Origin of the sequence: Delftia sp. UME58, assembly GCF_014170385.1 — a bacterium.
Taxonomy (GTDB): Bacteria; Pseudomonadota; Gammaproteobacteria; order Burkholderiales; family Burkholderiaceae_C; genus Comamonas; species Comamonas acidovorans.
In genome coordinates, this window is sequence record NZ_LZZV01000020.1 from 163,658 (window position 1) to 181,609 (window position 17,952).

17 protein-coding genes are annotated in these 17,952 nt (G+C 66.9%); 15 read left to right on the plus strand and 2 right to left on the minus strand.

The annotated features are described in order from the left end of the window. Window positions 1-98 precede the first annotated feature (98 nt). The 3 genes from A9976_RS08060 (at window position 99) to A9976_RS08070 (ending at window position 3,917) form a co-directional block, all read left to right on the plus strand. Window positions 99-1,544, plus strand: coding sequence for a malonyl-CoA decarboxylase (locus tag A9976_RS08060; RefSeq protein WP_183018560.1), 1,446 nt, complete (start codon window positions 99-101; stop codon window positions 1,542-1,544). 96 nt (window positions 1,545-1,640) lie between these two features. Next, window positions 1,641-2,636, plus strand: a complete 996-nt coding sequence (locus tag A9976_RS08065; RefSeq protein ID WP_183018561.1) for a tripartite tricarboxylate transporter substrate binding protein — start codon at window positions 1,641-1,643, stop codon at window positions 2,634-2,636. Between the two features lie 126 nt (window positions 2,637-2,762). Next, the gene (locus tag A9976_RS08070) at window positions 2,763-3,917 is read left to right on the plus strand and encodes an esterase-like activity of phytase family protein (RefSeq protein WP_183018562.1); all 1,155 of its coding nucleotides are present in this window, start codon (window positions 2,763-2,765) and stop codon (window positions 3,915-3,917) included. Window positions 3,918-3,929: 12 nt separating this feature from the next. On the opposite strand, the gene A9976_RS08075 is transcribed toward A9976_RS08070, so the two are convergent. Then, complete coding sequence (locus A9976_RS08075) at window positions 3,930-4,646, minus strand: GntR family transcriptional regulator (RefSeq protein WP_183018563.1); 717 nt, start codon at window positions 4,644-4,646, stop codon at window positions 3,930-3,932. 39 nt (window positions 4,647-4,685) lie between these two features. Here A9976_RS08075 and A9976_RS08080 point away from each other — a divergent pair, with 39 nt between their 5' ends. The 4 genes from A9976_RS08080 to A9976_RS08095 all read left to right on the plus strand — a co-directional run bounded on the left by A9976_RS08080 (window position 4,686) and on the right by A9976_RS08095 (window position 9,388). After that, window positions 4,686-5,435 (plus strand): enoyl-CoA hydratase/isomerase family protein, encoded by a 750-nt coding sequence (locus A9976_RS08080; protein ID WP_183018564.1) that lies wholly within the window; start codon window positions 4,686-4,688, stop codon window positions 5,433-5,435. 182 nt (window positions 5,436-5,617) lie between these two features. Then, on the plus strand, window positions 5,618-6,586 hold the full coding sequence (locus A9976_RS08085; protein WP_183018565.1) for a tripartite tricarboxylate transporter substrate binding protein: 969 nt from the start codon (window positions 5,618-5,620) through the stop codon (window positions 6,584-6,586). A 17-nt stretch (window positions 6,587-6,603) separates the two neighbouring features. Further along, a complete protein-coding gene (locus tag A9976_RS08090) occupies window positions 6,604-7,791 on the plus strand; it encodes a CaiB/BaiF CoA-transferase family protein (protein ID WP_183018566.1) in 1,188 nt (395 codons plus the stop codon). 43 nt (window positions 7,792-7,834) lie between these two features. Beyond that, on the plus strand, window positions 7,835-9,388 hold the full coding sequence (locus A9976_RS08095; protein WP_183018702.1) for a malonyl-CoA synthase: 1,554 nt from the start codon (window positions 7,835-7,837) through the stop codon (window positions 9,386-9,388). Between the two features lie 105 nt (window positions 9,389-9,493). Here the strand turns inward: A9976_RS08095 and A9976_RS08100 are convergent, their stop codons facing one another. After that, window positions 9,494-9,937 (minus strand): universal stress protein, encoded by a 444-nt coding sequence (locus tag A9976_RS08100; RefSeq protein WP_183018567.1) that lies wholly within the window; start codon window positions 9,935-9,937, stop codon window positions 9,494-9,496. A 116-nt stretch (window positions 9,938-10,053) separates the two neighbouring features. Here A9976_RS08100 and A9976_RS08105 point away from each other — a divergent pair, with 116 nt between their 5' ends. From A9976_RS08105 to A9976_RS08140, 8 genes are all read left to right on the plus strand, one after another. Continuing rightward, window positions 10,054-12,489, plus strand: coding sequence for a cation-translocating P-type ATPase (locus A9976_RS08105; RefSeq protein ID WP_183018568.1), 2,436 nt, complete (start codon window positions 10,054-10,056; stop codon window positions 12,487-12,489). 163 nt (window positions 12,490-12,652) lie between these two features. Continuing rightward, the gene (gene ccoS / locus A9976_RS08110) at window positions 12,653-12,790 is read left to right on the plus strand and encodes a cbb3-type cytochrome oxidase assembly protein CcoS (RefSeq protein ID WP_013803228.1); all 138 of its coding nucleotides are present in this window, start codon (window positions 12,653-12,655) and stop codon (window positions 12,788-12,790) included. A 63-nt stretch (window positions 12,791-12,853) separates the two neighbouring features. Continuing rightward, complete coding sequence (gene ccoN / locus A9976_RS08115; protein ID WP_063326627.1) at window positions 12,854-14,290, plus strand: cytochrome-c oxidase, cbb3-type subunit I; 1,437 nt, start codon at window positions 12,854-12,856, stop codon at window positions 14,288-14,290. A gap of 19 nt (window positions 14,291-14,309) precedes the next feature. Then, window positions 14,310-14,942, plus strand: a complete 633-nt coding sequence (gene ccoO / locus A9976_RS08120) for a cytochrome-c oxidase, cbb3-type subunit II (protein WP_183018569.1) — start codon at window positions 14,310-14,312, stop codon at window positions 14,940-14,942. 11 nt (window positions 14,943-14,953) lie between these two features. Then, a complete protein-coding gene (locus A9976_RS08125; protein WP_012204625.1) occupies window positions 14,954-15,091 on the plus strand; it encodes a cbb3-type cytochrome c oxidase subunit 3 in 138 nt (45 codons plus the stop codon). Between the two features lie 27 nt (window positions 15,092-15,118). Then, a complete protein-coding gene (gene ccoP, locus A9976_RS08130; protein WP_012204626.1) occupies window positions 15,119-16,036 on the plus strand; it encodes a cytochrome-c oxidase, cbb3-type subunit III in 918 nt (305 codons plus the stop codon). 78 nt (window positions 16,037-16,114) lie between these two features. Beyond that, entirely contained in the window at window positions 16,115-17,569 is a 1,455-nt protein-coding gene (gene ccoG / locus A9976_RS08135; RefSeq protein ID WP_183018570.1) for a cytochrome c oxidase accessory protein CcoG, read from the plus strand. 57 nt (window positions 17,570-17,626) lie between these two features. Continuing rightward, complete coding sequence (locus A9976_RS08140) at window positions 17,627-17,941, plus strand: FixH family protein (RefSeq protein ID WP_183018571.1); 315 nt, start codon at window positions 17,627-17,629, stop codon at window positions 17,939-17,941. Window positions 17,942-17,952 lie beyond the last annotated feature (11 nt).

A 17,952-nucleotide genomic window follows, 5' to 3' on the forward strand; every position in this document is an offset into this window, starting at 1 on the left:
GCCGCGCAGGCTCTCATAATGTGAGCAGCAAAAGATTGTCATTGGCCCGACTGACGGCATGACAGTCCCGTGACCGCTTGACATGGAGGAACTTCTGAATGGGTCTGGCTACCGACTGGATTGCCCGCAATGTGTCCCGCTTTCGCAGCACCGATGCGGCTGTGCCTGCAACAAAGTCCGAGGGCGAGGCAGCCAAGGGCCCCGCGCCGCGCGGCACGGCCCAGCGCCTGCAGGCCACCCTGCGGCGCGGCCAGGAAGTGCTGTCCCCGCGCGAGCTGCGCAAGCTCATGGAAGACCTGCAGGCTGCCGCCGACGCCGGCCTGAGCGATGTCGAGGGCGGCCGTCATGCGCAACTGCTCATGGACTGGTACGCCCAGGCCGAGCTGCCCGCGCACAAGGATTTCTGGGCACTGATCGTCGAGCAGTTCGGCCCCGATACCGAAGCCCTGATGGCCGCGCGCAAGCGCTATGACACGGCGGCCAGCGATGCCGAGCGCGGCCAGGCCGAGATGGACCTGCGCCGCGCGCTGATGTCGCCGCGCACGCGGCTGCTGCAGCGCTTTGCCCAGCCCCAGGGCGGCATGGGCTTTCTGGTGGACCTGCGCGCCGAACTGCTGGCCCTGCCCAAGGCGGAGCAGCAGCGCTTTTCCGCGCTGGACGCCGAGCTGGAGCATCTGTTTGCCACCTGGTTCGACGTGGCCCTGCTGGAGCTGCGCCGCCTGAGCTGGGACTCGCCGGCCTCGCTGATCGAAAAGCTCATCCAGTACGAGGCCGTGCACGACATCCGCAGCTGGGCCGACCTCAAGAACCGCCTGGACAGCGACCGCCGCTGCTACGGCTTCTTCCACCCGCGCATGCCCACCGTGCCGCTGATCTTCGTGGAGGTGGCGCTGGTGGACCGGATGTCCGACAGCATCGCCCCGCTGCTGGACGAGACGGCCGCGGCCGCCGACCTGGGCCGTGCCACCACGGCCATCTTCTACTCCATCAGCAATACCCAGACCGGACTGCGCGGCGTGAGCTTTGGCGACTCGCTGATCAAGCATGTGGTGGAGACGCTGACGGGCGAATTCCCCCGGCTGCGCCATTTCGCCACGCTGTCTCCCATTCCCGGCCTGCGTGCCTGGATCTCCAAGCACGGCGACGCCATCCTGGAGAAGATGGACGAGCGCCAGCGCAAGGCCTTCGAGCTCAAGGCCGGGGGCATGGGGGCCGAGCACCTGCTGGCGGCGCTGGATGCGCCGCAGGATCTCAAGCCCGATGCGCCCGTGCGCCGCGCCCTGCTGTTTTGCGCTGCCCACTACCTGGGACGCGAGACGGCCAAGGGCCGGCCGCTGGACCCGGTGGCGCGTTTTCACCTGGGCAACGGCGCGCGCGTGGAGCGGCTCAACTGGGCGGCCGACCTGTCGGCCAAGGGACTCAAGCAGTCGCTGGGGCTGATGGTCAACTACCTCTACGACCTCAAGCGCCTGGACAAGCATCGCGGCCTGCTGGCGCAGGGCCGCATACCGGTGTCCTCGGACATCGAAGCCTTGTGCAAATGAAAAGAGGCACGGCGCAGGCCGTGCCTCTTTTCTTGCACGGGGACTGCTGCGCCTGACAACGAAGACAGCCTCAAAGAGGCGACAAGGAGACAAGTCATGCAAGCTTCCCATCCCACGGGGCGGCGCGCGGTGTTGCGCGCGGCCGGGGCCTCGATGGCGGCGCTGGCCCTGCCCATGGCAGCCCGCGCGGCGGACTGGCCGTCCAAACCCGTGAACCTGGTCGTGCCGTTTCCGGCAGGCGGGGGCACCGATGCCTTTGCCCGGCCGTTCTCGGCCCAGTTCGCCAAGAGCGCGGGCAAGACCCTGGTGATCGACAACCGTGGCGGCGCAGGCGGCACCCTGGGTGCCAGCTACGCGGCCAAGCTGGCGCCGGACGGCTACAACTTCTTCATGGGCGGCACCCACCATGTGATTGCGCCGTCCATGTACCCGCGCCTGGACTATGACCTGGAGCGCGACTTCATCGCGCTGGCCCTGCTGGCCAGCGTGCCCCAGGTGCTGGTGGTCAACCCGCGCAACGTGCCGCACAAGACCGTGCAGGAGTTGCTGTCCGACCTGCGCAAGCGGCCGGGCAAGCTCAACTACGCATCGGCGGGCGCGGGCACCTCGCACCACCTGGCCGGCGAGCTGTTCAAGCTGCAGACCAATACCTTCATCACCCACATTCCCTATCGGGGAGCAGGCCCGGCGCTGCAGGACCTGATCGCCGGCAATGTGGACATGATGTTCGACGGCCTGGGCTCGTCGGCCCAGCACATCAAGAGCGGGCGCATCCGCGCGCTGATGGTCTCGGGCGACAAGCGCAACCCCGCCTTCCCCGACGTGCCCTGCGCGGCCGAGTCCGGCCTGCCCGACTACACGGTCACCACCTGGTACGGCCTGTGGGCGCCCAAGGGCACGCCGCAGGCCGTGCAGGCCCAGGTCATCGACCAGGTACAGCGCATAGGCACGGCCGAGGACATCAAGTCCACCTGGGCACGCAACGGCGCCGACTACGGCGGCATGAACCAGCAGCAGTTCGCGGCCATGGTGCATGGCGAGATCGCACGCTGGGCGCAGGTGGTCAAGGCCTCGGGCGCCAAGCTGGAGTAGCGGACGGGGGTGCCGGCCAGGGCCGGTCAGGTTAGGGCAGGGCGGCGGCATGCGCGCGCATGTCACCACCCTGTCACGGGCCTTGGCTACGGTCCATCCCTTCTGAGATCCATCCTGGGAGGGAATATGAACAAGGCAGACAAGGTCCGCTCGCCCGCATCCGTGCTGCTCGCGCTGGTCCTGGCTTTCGGCACGGCCACGGGCCTGGCAGGCTGCGGCGGCAGCGACGACGGCCCCGAGACCATCGGCTCGCTGCGGCTGATCGGCGACTACAGCATCAAGACCAAGACACTGTTCGACGGCGTGGAGTTCGGCGGCATCTCCGGCCTGGACCGCGCGCCCGATGGCAGCTACTGGGCCATCTCCGATGAGCGCGGCGGCGAGCGTGGCACGCCGCGCTTCTACAACCTGGGCATTGAGTTCGACGACAAGGCCATCCAGGCCGTGACCATCCGCAAGATGGTCACGCTCAAGGGCCGCGACGGCCAGCCCCTGCCCGGCACACGCCGCACCGTGGACCCCGAGGGCATCCGCGTGGCGCCCAACGGCAACCTCTACGTGTCCAGCGAGGGCAACTTCAGCACCGACCCCGCCAGCCTGTTCCAGCCCTTTGTGCGCGAGATCAAGGTCGACGGCAGCTTCGTGCGCGACTTCGAGACGCCTGCGGCCTTCAACTACGTGGACAACACCACCAGCGGCGGGCGCAACAACAAGCTGTTCGAGGCCCTGGGTGTCACGCCCGATGGCAGCGTGTTCACGGCCAACGAGGATGCGCTGGTGGAAGACGGCCCCCTCACCACGCTGGCTGCGGGCAGCGTGGTCCGTGTCCTCAAGCTCGATCCGGCCACGGGCAAGTCCGGCGCGCAGTACGCCTACCAACTGCCCAAGATTCCGCTGGACAAGGCCGCCAGCGGCAGCTTTCCGCCGGACAACGGCCTGCCCGAGCTGCTGGCGGTCTCCAACCAAGAGTTCATTGCCATCGAGCGCGCCTTTGCCGATGGCGTGGGCAACACCATCCGCCTGACGCGCGCCACCATCGAGCCGGACACCACCGATGTGCGCAGCTTCAAGAGCCTGGTGGGCGCCAGCTACAAGCCCATGAGGCGCGAGCTGCTGCTGGAAATGCCCGTGACCTACCAGGGCGTCAAGCTCGACAACATCGAAGGCATCTCCTGGGGGCCGCGCCTGGCCAACGGCAACCGCACCCTGGTGCTGGTGGCCGACAACAACTTCGCGGACAACCAGGTCACGCAGTTCCTGGCCTTCGAAGTGCGGCCCTGAGCCCTCTTCGGGCTACCTTGGCTTGCGCGGGCGTTCGTAGCCCGCCTGCGCGGGCGCGCCCAGCACCATGTCGGTGAAGGCGCTGCCGCCTGCGCAGATGTGCTGGCGCATGGCCTCGGCGGCCACCTCCGCCTGGCCTGCGCAGATGGCGGCCACCACGGTGGCGTGCTCCTGCTGCGAGCGCGCCAGCCGGCCGGGCTTCTCGAACATGCGGCCCCGGTAGGGCGTGATGCGCAGCCGCAGCAGCCGGGTCTGTTCCACGATGAAGTCGTTGCCGCTGGCCTCGTATATCAGTTCGTGCAACTGCATGTTGGCCTGCACATAGCCTTCGGCATCCTGCGCCTGGGCGCAGGCGGCGGTGTGTGCCAGCGCCGCCTGCAGCCGCTCGCGCAGCTGCGCATGGATGCGCGTGGCAGCCAGTCGGGCCAGCACGCCTTCCAGCTCGGCCAGGCCTTCCATCATGGCCACCAGCTCGCGCGCATCCAGCCGCCGCACATAGATGCCCGAGCGCGGAACGATCTCCACCAGCCCCTTGGCCACCAGCAGCAGCAGCGCCTCGCGCACGGGGGTGCGCGAGGCGCCGAAGCGCTCGCACAGGGCCGGTTCGTCGATGGCGTCGCCGGGCCGCATGGCGCCCGAGCGCAGCTCGTCTTCCAGCGATTGCCGTATACGCTCCTGCAGGCTGGAGGTGGCCGGGGTTTTCTCCAATGGCTGCTTGGCTGGAAACATTTTCTAATTCAAATATATCTGATTGACTGACTGATACATATGACGCCCAGACTCGACATCCAGGATCACCTGGCCACCATCACGCTGCAGCGCCCCGAAGCGGCCAACAAGCTGGCCCCGGAAGACCTGGGCACGCTGGTCGCGCACGTGGAGCATATCAACCACCGCGATGATGTGCGCGTGGTGGTGCTGCGCAGCGAGGGCCGGTACTTTTGCAGCGGATATGATATATCAGAGATCCAGGGAAGCCAGACCGAGGGCAGCAGCTTCGGCGAGATGGTGGACGCCATCGAACAATGCCGCGCCGTGACCGTGGCCGCCATCCACGGCGGCGTCTACGGCGGTGCCACCGACATGGCCCTGGCCTGCGACTTTCGCGTGGGCAGCACGGCGGCCGAAATGTTCATGCCGGCCGCGCGCCTGGGCCTGCATTTCTACGCGGGCGGGCTGGAGCGCTATGTCTCGCGCCTGGGCCTGGACACGGCCAAGCGGCTGTTCCTGACCTGCGAGCGCATCCAGGCCCCGGAGATGAAGGCCTGCGGATTCCTCACCCATCTGGCCGATCCTGCCGCCTTCGATGCCGCCGTGGCTCAGCTCACGGACACGCTGGCGGCCATGGCGCCCATCCCTTTGTTCGGCATGAAAAAGCACCTGAACCTGATCGCGCGTGGCCGCCATGACGTGGCCGAGATCACGCGCGAGGTGCAGCGCAGCATCGCCTCCGAAGACCTGCAGGAAGGCGGCCGGGCCTGGCGCGAGAAACGCAGCCCGGAGTTCAAGGGGCGCTGAACCGCATCCTCCCGCATACACGCAGATTGCCCGTGGTGCTGCCTACCGCCCACAGCCCACGGAACCGGCGCGGCCCAACTCGGGGACACCGAGGAAGGGCCGCTCCCGCACCGAGGGTGTCGTCCCCCTTTGGGGGAAGGCGCGCAGCGACTCAGGGGGTATCAATAAACAGGAGACAAGCCATGTTCAAGCGTTTTGCACTGTCGTTGCTGCTGGCCGGATTGGCCGGTGGCACGATGGCCCAGTCCTATCCCGCCCGGCCCGTCACGCTGGTCGTGGGATTTCCTCCCGGCGGCGGCGCCGATGCGGTGGCGCGCATCGTGGCCGACAAGGTCGGCAAGCTCCTGGGCCAGCCCCTGCTGGTGGACAACCGCCCGGGCGCCGGCACCACGCTGGCCTCCGAGCATGTGGCGCGTGCAGCGCCCGACGGCTACACGCTGCTGCTGGGCAGCGCCAATATCTATGGCTCGGACCAGTTGCTCTACAAGAGCGCGCGCTATGACGGCGCGCGCAACTTCACGGGCATCACGCGCTGGAGTTCGGCCCCCATGCTGCTGGCCGTGCGCAAGGATTTTCCGGGACAGGGCGTGGGCGATCTGGTGGCGCTGGCGCGCAGCCAGCCCGACAAGCTCAGCTATTCCTCCTCGGGCGCAGGCGTGATCACGCACCTGGCCACGCTGTCGTTCGCGGGCGCCAGCGGCGGCCTGCGCATGCTGCATGTGCCGTTCAAGGGCGGTGCGCCATCGATACAGGCCGTGGCCGCCGGCGATGTGGACCTGACCTTCGGCACGCCGCCCTCGGTGCTGCCGCTGGCCCAGGCCGGCAAGCTGCGCATGCTGGCCGTGAGCACGGCCGAACGTTCGCCGCTGTTCCCCGAGCTGCCGGGCATGAAGGAGTCCGGCGTGCCGGGCTTCGACTACACCTTCTGGTTCGGCCTGTTCGCGCCGGCGGGCCTGCCCGAGGAGGTGGCCAGGAAGCTGTTCGATGCCAGCACCAAGGCCCTGGAAGACCCCGATGTGAAGGCCAGGCTGGCCAAGCAGGGCAATCTGGCCGCACCCTCGGCATCCCTTGAGGAATTCCGTACCTGGGCCTTGAAGGAAGGGCAGGAGTCCAAGGCCTTGACCCAGCGTTCCGGCGCGGGATTGCAGTGAATATGAATGATCAAACCATGAATGAACAAGCCACGGGCCTGCCGCTGGAAGGCCTTACCGTCATCGACCTCACGCGCGTGCTGGCCGGCCCCATGTGCACGCAGATGCTGGCCGACCTGGGCGCGCGCGTGATCAAGGTGGAGCAGCCCGGCACGGGCGATGATGCGCGCGGCATCGGACCGTTTGTGAACGGGAGCTCGGCCTATTTCCTGTCGGTGAACCGCAACAAGGAATCCATTGCGCTGGACCTCAAGCAGCCGCAGGACCGCGAGGTCTTCGAGCGCCTGCTGAGCGGCGCCGATGTGCTGGTCGAGAACTTCCGCCCCGGCACCATGGACAAGCTCGGCTACGGCTGGGAGGCCCTGCACGCACGCCATCCCCGGCTGGTGATGACCTCGGTCTCGGGCTTTGGCCAGACCGGCCCCTACAGCGGCTTTCCGGCCTACGACATGGTGGTGCAGGCCATGAGCGGCATGATGAGCGTGACCGGCCACCCGGACGCCGGGCCCTGCCGCGTGGGCGTGTCCATCGGCGACCTGGGCGCGGGGCTGTATGCCGTCATCGGCACGCAGGCCGCCCTCATGCGCCGCGCCCGCACGGGGCAGGGCGAACGTGTCGATGTCTCCATGCTCGACTGCCAGGTGGCCCTGCTGGAGAACCCCGTGGCCCGCTTGGGCGCGCTGGGCAGCGTGCCGGGGCCGATCGGCACTCGGCATCCCTCCATGGCGCCCTTCGATGTGTTCGCGGCGCAGGACGGCTGGTTCGTCATCGCCGTGGGCAGCGATGCGCTGTTCCGCAAGCTCTGCGGTCTGCTGCAATTGCCCGAACTGGCCGAGGACGCGCGCTTTGCCGGCAATGCCCTGCGCTGCGAGCACCAGGCCGAACTCAAGGCCGCGCTGGAGGCGCGCCTGCGGGACAGTCCCAGGGCGCATTGGCTGCGCCTGCTCACTGATAATGGCATCCCGGCGGGGGAGTACAACAGCGTGGCCGATGTCGTCGAGCACCCCCAGGTGCGCGAGCGCGGCATGCTGGCCCAGGTGCAGGCCCCCGGTGGCCAGACGCTGCGCGTGGCGGGCAACCCCTTGCTGGCCGCGTGCGATCAGCCCCTGGTGCGCAGGCAGCCGCCCGCGCTGGACGCGGACCGCGAGCGCATCCTGCGCGAGCTGTCCGTGGCGCAGCCTTCGCCCCACCATGAACATGCCTGAGATTTCCCAGCTTCCCGCGGACTCTTCCTTCTTCTTCACAGCCATGACCAACCGCAATCTGTTCGCTGCCTTGCGCGCCGCCTTTCCCCAGGATCTGCACAAGTGGGCCGTAGAGGCCATAGGCGCGGACGGCGCCAGCCTGTTCTACAGCTGGGCCGACCTGGACCGTGGCAGCGCGCGCATGGCCAACCTGCTGCAGTCGCTGCAACTGCCGCCCGCCAGCCGCATCGCCGTGCAGGTGGAAAAGTCGGTCGAGGCGCTGATGCTCTATCTGGCCACGCTGCGCAGCGGCCATGTGTTCCTGCCGCTGAACACGGCCTACCAGAGCGCCGAGATCGAATACTTCGTGGGCAATGCCGAGCCTGCCGTCGTGGTCTGCGCGCCGGGCAATTTCGGCTGGGTCTCCAAGATCGCCTTCACCTCGGGCGTGGCCCATGTCTACACCCTGGGCGACGACCGCAGCGGCACGCTGCTGGAGCGCGCCGCCCACCATGGCGACGAGCATGAGGTGGTGGAGCGCGGCGAGGACGACCTGGCCGCCATCCTCTACACCAGCGGCACCACGGGCCGCAGCAAGGGGGCGATGCTCACGCACGGCAACATGCTGTCCAACGCCGAGACGCTCAAGGACTACTGGGGCTGGCAGGAGGGGGATGTGCTGATCCACGCGCTGCCCATCTTCCATGTGCACGGCCTGTTCGTGGCCATCCACGGCGCGCTGATCAATGGCAGCCCCATGATCTGGCTGGCCAGGTTCGAGCCCGGCACGGTGATCTCGCGCATGCGCGACGCCACCGTCTTCATGGGCGTGCCCACGCTCTACGTGCGCATGCTGGCGGACGCGCGGCTCACGCGCGAGGCGGCGGCCCACATGCGGCTGTTCATCTCGGGCTCGGCCCCCATGCTGGTGGAGACGCACCGCGACTGGCAGGAGCGCACCGGCCACGTCATCCTGGAGCGCTACGGCATGAGCGAGACCATCATGCTGACCTCCAATCCCTGCCGCGCCGACGCGCACAACGGCGGCCAGTCCGAGCGCCGCGCCGGCACCGTGGGCTTTGCGCTGCCCGGCGTGGGCGTGCGCATCGTGGATGACGCGGGCCAGCCGGTGCCCGTGGGCGAGATCGGCAATATCCAGGTGCGTGGCCCCAATGTGTTCAAGGGCTACTGGCGCATGCCCGAGAAGACGGCCGAGGAGTTCACGGCCGATGGCTGGTTCCGCACGGGCGACGTGGGCAGGCTCGACGAGCGCGGCTATGTGAGCATCGTCGGCCGCAGCAAGGACCTGATCATCTCGGGCGGCTACAACGTTTATCCGGCCGAGATCGAAGGCTTCATCAACGAGCTGCCCGGCGTGGCCGAAAGCGCCCTGGTCGGCGTGCCGCACCCGGACTTCGGCGAAGTGGGCGTGGCCGTGGTCGTGCCGCGTCCCGGTGCCGCGCTGGAGCCCCAGGCGGTGGTCGATGCGCTCAAGGGCCAGCTGGCCAACTTCAAGATTCCCAAGCGCTGCTTCGTGGTGCAGGAGCTGCCCCGCAACACCATGGGCAAGGTGCAGAAGAACCTGCTGCGAGACGAGCACAAGCAGCTGTTCGCCTGAGTCGCCAAGGCGCGTTACGCGCATTTCCCCGATTGAAAAAGCAAAAGGCATCGGCGCCGCCGATGCCTTTTTTTGTGTGGCGGCCGCCGACGCTGCCGCTACCCTTCAACGCAGGACCAGCACGGGGATATGGGTGTGCGTGAGCACATGCTGCGTCTCGCTGCCCAGCAGCAGGCGCTGCAGGCCCTTGCGGCCATGCGAGGCCATGACGATGAGATCGCAGTCGCGGCGCTTGGCCGCGTCGATCACGCTTTCCGCCACGAGGTCGGACTTGACGATCTCGGTGGTCACGTTGACCTTCAGAGCCTGCCCCTTGGCATGGATGGCGTCCAGCACGGTCTGCGCATTGGCGGTCCACTGGCCTTCGATGCGCTCGATCTGCTTGAGGTCCACGGTCTCGCCACCCTCGAAGTAGCTGCGCGGATAGTGTTGCACCACCTGGACGACGACGACGCTGGCGCCGCACAGCGCGGCAAGGCCCAGCCCGCTGTCCACGGCCTTGTCGGAAAGCTCGGAACCGTCGGTGGCGATCAGGATGCGGTTGTACATGCGTGCTCCTTTCGTGTGTGCTGATGGATGGGATGAAGTCAGCATAGACCCAACCATGAGTTAACGGTTGATTAATGTCAATACGCTTATCATGCGGCCCAATTACGCTAAGAACCATGCCCCACACCACGATAGCCCCATCCAGCGAGGCGGCGGTGGCGGCGCTTGATTCAGGCCCCTCGCCCTTGCCGCAGGCCACGGCCCGGCTGCTGGATGATCCGCAGGAGTGGAGTTCGTTCGGACGGCCTGCGGGCTCCGCAACTCCCGCCGATCCTTCCAAGGAACCTACCGACTTCCCCGCCTGGGATTCGCACGTCGTTCTGGAAGGCATGCACTGTGCCGCATGCGCCCTGACCATCGAGGATGCTCTGCGTGCCGTGCCTGGAGTGGAGAAGGCCGAAGTCAGTGCTGCCACGCGCCGCGCCCGTGTCACCTGGCGCCATGCACAGGTGCTTCCCTCCGAGTGGATGGAGGCCGTGCGGCGTGCCGGCTACCAGGCGCTTCCCGCACGCGATGCCTTTGCGCGCGAGCGCCGCCAGGCCGAGAGCCGACGTGCGCTGTGGCGCTGGCTGGTGGCCGGCTTTTGCATGATGCAGGTCATGATGTATGCGTGGCCCGCCTACGTGGCCCGCCCCGGCGACCTGTCGCAGGAGATGGAGACGCTGCTGCGCTGGGCCTCCTGGGTCATCTCGCTGCCTGTGGTGCTGTTTTGCTGCGGACCGTTCTTCTCCAGCGCGCTGCGCGACATACGCCAGCGCCGCGTGAGCATGGACCTGCCCGTGGCCCTGGGCATGCTGATCACCTTCGTGATCAGTTCGCTGGGCACCTTCGATCCTTCGGGTCCCTTCGGCGAGGAAGTCTTCTACGACTCGCTGACCATGTTCGTCTTCTTCCTGCTGTCCGGCCGCTGGCTGGAGCTGCGCCTGCGCGACCGCACGGCCGGCGCGCTGGAAGCGGTGATGAACCGCCTGCCCGATGCCGTGCTGCGCGAGAATGCGGCCGGCCATTTCGAGCGCGTGGCCACGCGCCGCCTGCGGGCGGGCGACCGGGTGCGCGTGCTCAGTGGCGAGGCCTTCCCTGCCGACGGCACCATCGTGCGCGGCCGCACCCATGCCGACGAGGCCCTGCTCACCGGCGAGTCCACGCCCGTGCTGCGTGCCGAGGGCGATACCGTCACGGCCGGCAGCTACAACCTGGATGCCGTGGTCGATGTGCGCGTGGATGGCGTGGGCGCCGATACGCGCTTCGCCCAGATCGTGGGCCTGATGGAAAGCGCCTCGCTGCAAAAGCCGCGCCTGGCCCAGCTGGCCGACAAGGTGGCGCGGCCCTTCCTGGTCGTGGTGCTGCTGGCCGCGCTGGGCGCCGCCATCTGGTGGTGGCCCACCGATCCCGGCAAGGCCATGATGGTGGCGGTGGCCGTGCTCATCGTCACCTGCCCCTGCGCGCTGTCGCTGGCCACGCCCGTGGCCATGCTCACTGCCGCCGGCACGCTGGCGCGCAGCGGCGTGCTGGTGCGCAACCTGCAGGGCCTGGAGGCGCTGGCCGCCGTGGACACCCTGGTGTTCGACAAGACCGGCACGCTCACGCGCGATGGCCTGGCCCTGTCTTCCTTCGAGCCTGCTGGGGGCGAAGATGCCGACGAAGTGCTGGCACTGGCGGCGCTGCTGGCGCGCCAGTCCATCCACCCGGCCTCGCGCGCCATTGCGCAGGCCGGCGCCGATGCCGCCACCGACTGGAAGCTGGACACCATGCAGGAAATGGCCGGCCTGGGCCTGGACGCCTGGGTGCAGCGCGCCGGCGTGCGCCGCCATCTGCGGCTGGGCTCGGCCCTGCACGCAGGCCTGGCCGGGGAGCAGCCCGTGCAGGGCGTGCTGCTGGCCGAGGAGACCTCGCAGGGCTGGCACACCCTGGCCCGCTTCGTGCTCAGCGAGGACGTGCGGCCCGAGGCTGCCGCCGTGGTGCAGGCGCTGCACCGGCATGGCGTACAGGTGATGCTGCTGTCCGGCGACCGCGAGGACGCGGCCCGCGCCATGGCGGCGCGCGTGGGCATCACCCAGGCCGAAGGCGGCTGCAGCCCGCAGGACAAGCTGGAGCGCCTGCAGCAGGCGCAGGCGGCCGGCCACCACGTGGCCATGGTGGGCGACGGCCTCAACGACGGCCCAGTTTTAGCTGGAGCGCATGTCTCTTTTGCGTTTGGTAGAGCAGTGCCCCTGGCACAATCGCGCGCAGATTTCGTTGTTCTGGGTGACAGCCTGGAACTGGTACTCCAGGCATGCCTGTTGTCGCGCCGCACACTGCAGGTGGTGCGCCAGAACATGGCCTGGGCAGCCGCTTACAACGCGGTGTCGATTCCGCTGGCCCTGGCGGGCTTCATGCCTGCCTGGGTGGCCGGCCTGGGAATGGCGCTGAGTTCGCTGCTGGTGGTGATGAATGCCGCGCGCCTTGCGCGCAGCCTGCCACTGGCCGCAACGAAACATACGGGCACGCCTGCTGCGCCCGCAGCGTCCGTCGCGATAAAGACGGGCTCCACCGCAACGGTGGGGAGGTTCTGATGGAAATACACCCCCTGAGCGGCTGCGCCGCTTCCCCCTCTCTCGCTTCGCGGGAGGGGAACGACACCTTCGCCGCGAGGCGGCTCTTGCTCGGTGTCACCGAGCTGGATCGCGCCCGTTCTGGGGGCAAGGCGTGGCGCATCAGCGCCACGGGGAACTGAGCATGGATATTTTGTATTTGCTGATCCCGCTGTCGGTGGTGCTGGTGCTGGCCATCCTTGCGGCCCTGTGGTGGGCCGTGTATCGCGGGCAGTTTGAGAGTGTGGAGCAAGAGGGTGAGCGCATTCTTCGGGACGATTGACGTGGGTCAACACGCCTGGGAGCGAAGAACGTAACACTTTGATAGCAATCTAAGGGGTGCACGATGGATAGTTCAAATAAAAACGCTGTCTATTACGACGATTCCGTCGTAAGGCAGTTCTCTATCATGGCCGTCGTCTGGGGGGTGGTAGGCATGGCTGTCGGGGTGTTGATCGCCTCGCAGCTGGCCTGGCCGGAACTCAACTTCGGCATTCCATGGCTGAGCTACGGACGCCTGCGTCCGCTGCACACGAACGCCGTGATCTTTGCCTTTGGCGGATCGGCGCTGTTCGCAACCAGCTACTACGTGGTGCAGCGCACCTGCCAGACGCGGCTGTTCATGCCCAAGCTGGCCAGCCTGACATTCTGGGGCTGGCAGATCGTCATTCTCGCCGCCGCGATCAGCCTGCCGCTGGGCTACACCCAGGGCAAGGAGTACGCCGAGCTGGAGTGGCCGATCGACCTGCTGATCGCCGTGACCTGGGTCTCGTATGCCATCGTGTTCTTCGGAACCATCGGCATCCGCAAGGTCCGCCACATCTACGTGGCCAACTGGTTCTTCGGCGCCTTCATCATCGCCGTGGCGCTGCTGCACATCGTCAACAGCGCGGCCATTCCGGCCGGCTGGATGAAGAGCTACTCGGCCTACGCCGGCGTGCAGGACGCGATGGTGCAGTGGTGGTACGGCCATAACGCCGTGGGCTTCTTCCTGACCGCAGGCTTCCTGGGCATGATGTATTACTTCATCCCCAAGCAGGCTGGCCGTCCGGTCTACAGCTACCGCCTGTCCATCGTCCACTTCTGGGCGCTGATCTTCACCTACATGTGGGCGGGTCCTCACCACCTGCACTACACCGCGCTGCCCGACTGGACGCAGTCCGTGGGCATGGTGTTCTCGCTGATCCTGCTGGCTCCCAGCTGGGGCGGCATGATCAACGGCGTGATGACGCTGTCGGGCGCATGGCACAAGCTGCGCGACGACCCCATCCTGCGCTTCCTGATCGTGTCGCTGTCGTTCTACGGCATGTCCACGTTCGAAGGTCCGATGATGTCCATCAAGACCGTCAACGCGCTGTCGCACTACACGGACTGGACCGTGGGCCACGTTCACTCGGGCGCCCTGGGCTGGGTCGGCCTGATCACCATGGGCTCGCTGTACTACCTGATCCCGCGCCTGTTCGGCAAGACCAAGATGCACTCGGTGGGCGCCATCGAACTGCACTTCTGGATGGCCACCATCGGCATCGTGCTGTACATCGCCGCGATGTGGATCGCCGGTGTGATGCAGGGCCTGATGTGGCGCGCCGTCAATCCCGATGGCACGCTGACCTACACCTTCGTCGAGAGCGTCAAGGCCAGCTATCCGTTCTACGTGATCCGCGTGGCCGGTGGCCTGCTGTACCTGGGCGGCATGCTGGTCATGCTGTGGAACACCTGGAAGACCGCGATCTCGGGCCGTTCGGTGAAGGTGGCCGTGCCTGCCGTCGTGGCCCACGCCTGAGCGTCTAGGAGCATTACTCATGTCCGATCACAACAATAGCGCTCCCAAGAGCTTTTCCCACGAGAAGGTGGAAACCAACAATTTCCTGCTGATCGTGCTGACCCTGCTGGTGGTCGCCGTCGGCGGCCTGGTGGAAATCGTTCCGCTGTTCTTCCAGAAGTCGACCACGGAAGCGGTGGCGGGCCTCAAGCCCTACACGCCGCTGCAGCTGATGGGCCGCGACGTCTACCTGCGCGAGGGCTGCTACAACTGCCACTCGCAGATGATCCGCCCCTTCCGCGCCGAGACCATGCGCTACGGCCACTACTCGGTGGCTGGCGAGTTCGTCTATGACCACCCCTTCCAGTGGGGTTCCAAGCGCACGGGTCCCGACCTGCACCGCGTGGGCGGCAAGTACAGCGACGAATGGCACCGAATCCACCTGAACAACCCGCGCGACGTGGTGCCCGAGTCCAACATGCCCGCCTACTCCTGGCTGGAAAAGAACAAGGTGGATGACACCGTGGTCGCCCAGCACATGAGCGCGCTGCGCAAGGTGGGCGTGCCCTACAGCGACGAGGAAATCAGCGGCGCTGCCGAGCAGGTCAAGGGCAAGACGGAAATGGACGCCGTCATCGCCTACCTGCAGGTGCTGGGCCGTTCGGTCAAGTAAAGGAGAGCGACATGGACATCACCACCATGCGCATCGTGGCCACGCTGGCCTCGCTGGCCTGCTTCATCGGCATCTGGTGGTGGGCGTTCGCCCGCCGCAACCAGGCCCGTTTCGACGAGGCCGCCCAGCTTCCGTTCGAGCAAGACTGAGTCCCTCCACCAGAACGAGAACTTCCCATGAGCGATTTCGTAAACAACTTCTGGTCGATCTATGTCACGGCGATCACGCTGGGCGGCATCATCGGCTGCCTGCTGCTGCTGTATCTCACCGCACGCAAGAAGGTGGTCCCATCGGCCGACAACACCACGGGCCACGTCTGGGACGAGGACCTGCGCGAGCTGAACAACCCCATGCCCAAGTGGTGGATGTGGCTGTTCATCATCACCTCGGTGTTCGGTTTCGCCTACCTGGCGGCCTATCCCGGCCTGGGCTCGTTCGCGGGCAAGCTGGGCTGGACGCAGCTGGGCGCCTATGAAAACGAGATGGCCAAGGCCCGCGCGGACCTGGAGCCGCTGTATGCCAAGTTCACGAGCATGAGCACCGAAGACATGGCCAAGGACCCCCAGGCCATGGCCATCGGCGAGCGCCTGTTCATGAACAACTGCGCGCAGTGCCACGGCTCGGACGCACGCGGGGGCAAGAGCTTCCCCAACCTGACCGATGGCGACTGGCTGCATGGCGGCACGCCCGAGAAGATCAGGGAAACCATCACGGGCGGCCGCATCGGCATCATGCCGCCCATGGCCGCTGCCGTCGGCACGCCCGACGATGTGCGCAACCTCTCGCACTATGTGCTGAGCCTGTCGGGCAGCCCGCACGACTCGCTCAAGGCCTCGCTGGGCAAGTCCAAGTTCACGGCCTGCGCCGCCTGCCACGGCATGGACGGCAAGGGCAACCAGGCCCTGGGCGCGCCCAACCTGACCGATGACATCTGGCTGCACGGCTGGGGCGAGGCCGCCATCACGGCCATGATCAACAACGGCAAGCACAACGAGATGCCTGCCCAGAAGGACAAGCTGACCGAGGCGCAGATCGCGGTGCTCGCTTCCTATGTCTGGGGCATGTCGCACAAAGACGGCGCAGTCCGTCAATAAGGACAGAGGGCGGCGCTGCGGCGCCGCCTTTTTGCCTTTTGAGTTTTCAGATATTCCAAAAAAACCAAGGAACCCACCATGAAGCCCGAGAACGGGGATGGCGCCGGGAAGCCTCCCCGCAAAGTCATTCCGATCACGCCTGCCGACCCGGATCCGGGCCAGCTGGTGTCGATGTTCGAGTCCGAGAAGAAGGTCTACCCGCGCTCCATCAGCGGTGTCTTCGCACGCTGGCGATGGGCCCTGGTGTTTCTCACCCAACTGCTTTTCTACGGCCTGCCCTGGCTGGAGTGGGGCCAGCGCCAGATGGTGCTGTTCGACCTGGGCGCGCGGCGCTTTTACCTGTTCGGGCTGGTGCTGTACCCGCAGGATTTCATCTACCTGGCGGGCCTGCTGATCATCTCGGCGCTGGCGCTGTTCCTGTTCACGGCCGTGGCCGGGCGCCTGTGGTGCGGCTTTTCCTGCCCGCAGACGGTCTACACCGAAATCTTCATGTGGGTGGAGCGCAAGGTCGAAGGCGACCGCAGCGCGCGCATGCGCCTGGACAAGAACGGCTGGACCTTCGAGAAGCTCTGGAAGAAGTCGCTCAAGCAGCTCCTGTGGATTGCCATTGCCCTGTGGACCGGCTTTACCTTCGTGGGCTACTTCGTGCCCATCCGCGAACTGGGCGGCGAGCTGCTGGCGCTGCAGGGCAGCTGGCAAATGTTCTGGGTGCTGTTCTACGGCTTTGCCACCTACGGCAACGCGGGCTACATGCGCGAGCAGGTCTGCAAATACATGTGCCCCTATGCGCGCTTTCAGAGCGCCATGTTCGACCGGGACACCATGATCGTCAGCTACGACACGGGCCGGGGCGAGCCACGTGCGCCACGCACCAAGAAGGTGGACTACAAGGCCCAGGGCCTGGGCGACTGCATCGACTGCAAGATGTGCGTGCAGGTCTGCCCCGTGGGCATCGACATCCGCAACGGACTGCAGTACGAATGCATCGGCTGCGGCCTGTGCATAGACGCCTGCAATTCCATCATGGACAAGATGGAGTACCCGCGCGGCCTGATCCGCCTGACAACGCAGAACGCCATGGCCGGCCTGTGGCGCCGCGCCCAGGTGCTGCGCCGCATCTTCCGTCCGCGCGTGCTGATCTACTCGGCCGTGCTGGTCGGCCTGAGCGTGGCCATGATCGTGAGCCTGGCGCTGCGCCAGTCGGTCAAGGTGGACGTGATCCGCGACCGTGCCTCGCTGTCGCGCATCGTGGCGGGCGGCAAGCTGGAGAATGTCTACCGGCTGCAGATCATGAATGCCACCGAACAGGCCCAGCGCTACCGCATCAGCGCCCATGGCCTGGACGGGCTGGAGCTGGCGTCCGAGCAGGAAGTCGAGGTCGGCCCGGCCGAGACGCGCGGCATTGCAGCGCGCCTGCAGATTCCCTACGGTTCTGCCGAGCCGGGCTCGCACACCGTATTCTTCGATATCGATGCCCTGCAAGCGGGTGCGGGCCGCACGTCCGAAAAGGCCGTGTTCCTCGTTCCCCGGTGATGTTCCTGGCAGGCGCGGCACGGTCCGCGCCTGCCGCCTGAAAGAAAGAGGTTTCCCATGTCTTCCAGTCCCCCAGTTCCCGCACCCGCCCAGGCCGCTTCGCATCCCGACGCCGGCAAGCCCTGGTGGAAGTTCGGCCATGTCTGGCTGGTGGTGGCAGGCCCGGCCGCCGTGGTGGTGGCCGCCGTGATCACGGCCATCATCGCCATCAATGGCGCCGATCCCGTGATCGACCCCGACTACTACCGCAACGGCATCACGATCAACGAGCGTGCCGATGGCGTGCGCGAAGTGCCCAAGAGCATGGCGCCCGCCGTCACCGGTCGCAACCATGCGGCCACGCCAGCGCACGACCATCCCACGGACCGCTGACCGCGCCAAGC

What these genes read in the sequence shown, in the direction of transcription:
- A9976_RS08060 (WP_183018560.1), top strand. Translation starts at nt 99, where the DNA reads ATGGGTCTGGCTACCGACTGGATTGCCCGCAATGTGTCCCGCTTTCGC.
- A9976_RS08065 (WP_183018561.1), top strand. Translation starts at nt 1,641, where the DNA reads ATGCAAGCTTCCCATCCCACGGGGCGGCGCGCGGTGTTGCGCGCGGCC.
- A9976_RS08070 (WP_183018562.1), top strand. Translation starts at nt 2,763, where the DNA reads ATGAACAAGGCAGACAAGGTCCGCTCGCCCGCATCCGTGCTGCTCGCG.
- A9976_RS08075 (WP_183018563.1), bottom strand. Translation starts at nt 4,646, where the DNA reads ATGTTTCCAGCCAAGCAGCCATTGGAGAAAACCCCGGCCACCTCCAGC.
- A9976_RS08080 (WP_183018564.1), top strand. Translation starts at nt 4,686, where the DNA reads ATGACGCCCAGACTCGACATCCAGGATCACCTGGCCACCATCACGCTG.
- A9976_RS08085 (WP_183018565.1), top strand. Translation starts at nt 5,618, where the DNA reads ATGTTCAAGCGTTTTGCACTGTCGTTGCTGCTGGCCGGATTGGCCGGT.
- A9976_RS08090 (WP_183018566.1), top strand. Translation starts at nt 6,604, where the DNA reads ATGAATGAACAAGCCACGGGCCTGCCGCTGGAAGGCCTTACCGTCATC.
- A9976_RS08095 (WP_183018702.1), top strand. Translation starts at nt 7,835, where the DNA reads ATGACCAACCGCAATCTGTTCGCTGCCTTGCGCGCCGCCTTTCCCCAG.
- A9976_RS08100 (WP_183018567.1), bottom strand. Translation starts at nt 9,937, where the DNA reads ATGTACAACCGCATCCTGATCGCCACCGACGGTTCCGAGCTTTCCGAC.
- A9976_RS08105 (WP_183018568.1), top strand. Translation starts at nt 10,054, where the DNA reads ATGCCCCACACCACGATAGCCCCATCCAGCGAGGCGGCGGTGGCGGCG.
- ccoS (WP_013803228.1), top strand. Translation starts at nt 12,653, where the DNA reads ATGGATATTTTGTATTTGCTGATCCCGCTGTCGGTGGTGCTGGTGCTG.
- ccoN (WP_063326627.1), top strand. Translation starts at nt 12,854, where the DNA reads ATGGATAGTTCAAATAAAAACGCTGTCTATTACGACGATTCCGTCGTA.
- ccoO (WP_183018569.1), top strand. Translation starts at nt 14,310, where the DNA reads ATGTCCGATCACAACAATAGCGCTCCCAAGAGCTTTTCCCACGAGAAG.
- A9976_RS08125 (WP_012204625.1), top strand. Translation starts at nt 14,954, where the DNA reads ATGGACATCACCACCATGCGCATCGTGGCCACGCTGGCCTCGCTGGCC.
- ccoP (WP_012204626.1), top strand. Translation starts at nt 15,119, where the DNA reads ATGAGCGATTTCGTAAACAACTTCTGGTCGATCTATGTCACGGCGATC.
- ccoG (WP_183018570.1), top strand. Translation starts at nt 16,115, where the DNA reads ATGAAGCCCGAGAACGGGGATGGCGCCGGGAAGCCTCCCCGCAAAGTC.
- A9976_RS08140 (WP_183018571.1), top strand. Translation starts at nt 17,627, where the DNA reads ATGTCTTCCAGTCCCCCAGTTCCCGCACCCGCCCAGGCCGCTTCGCAT.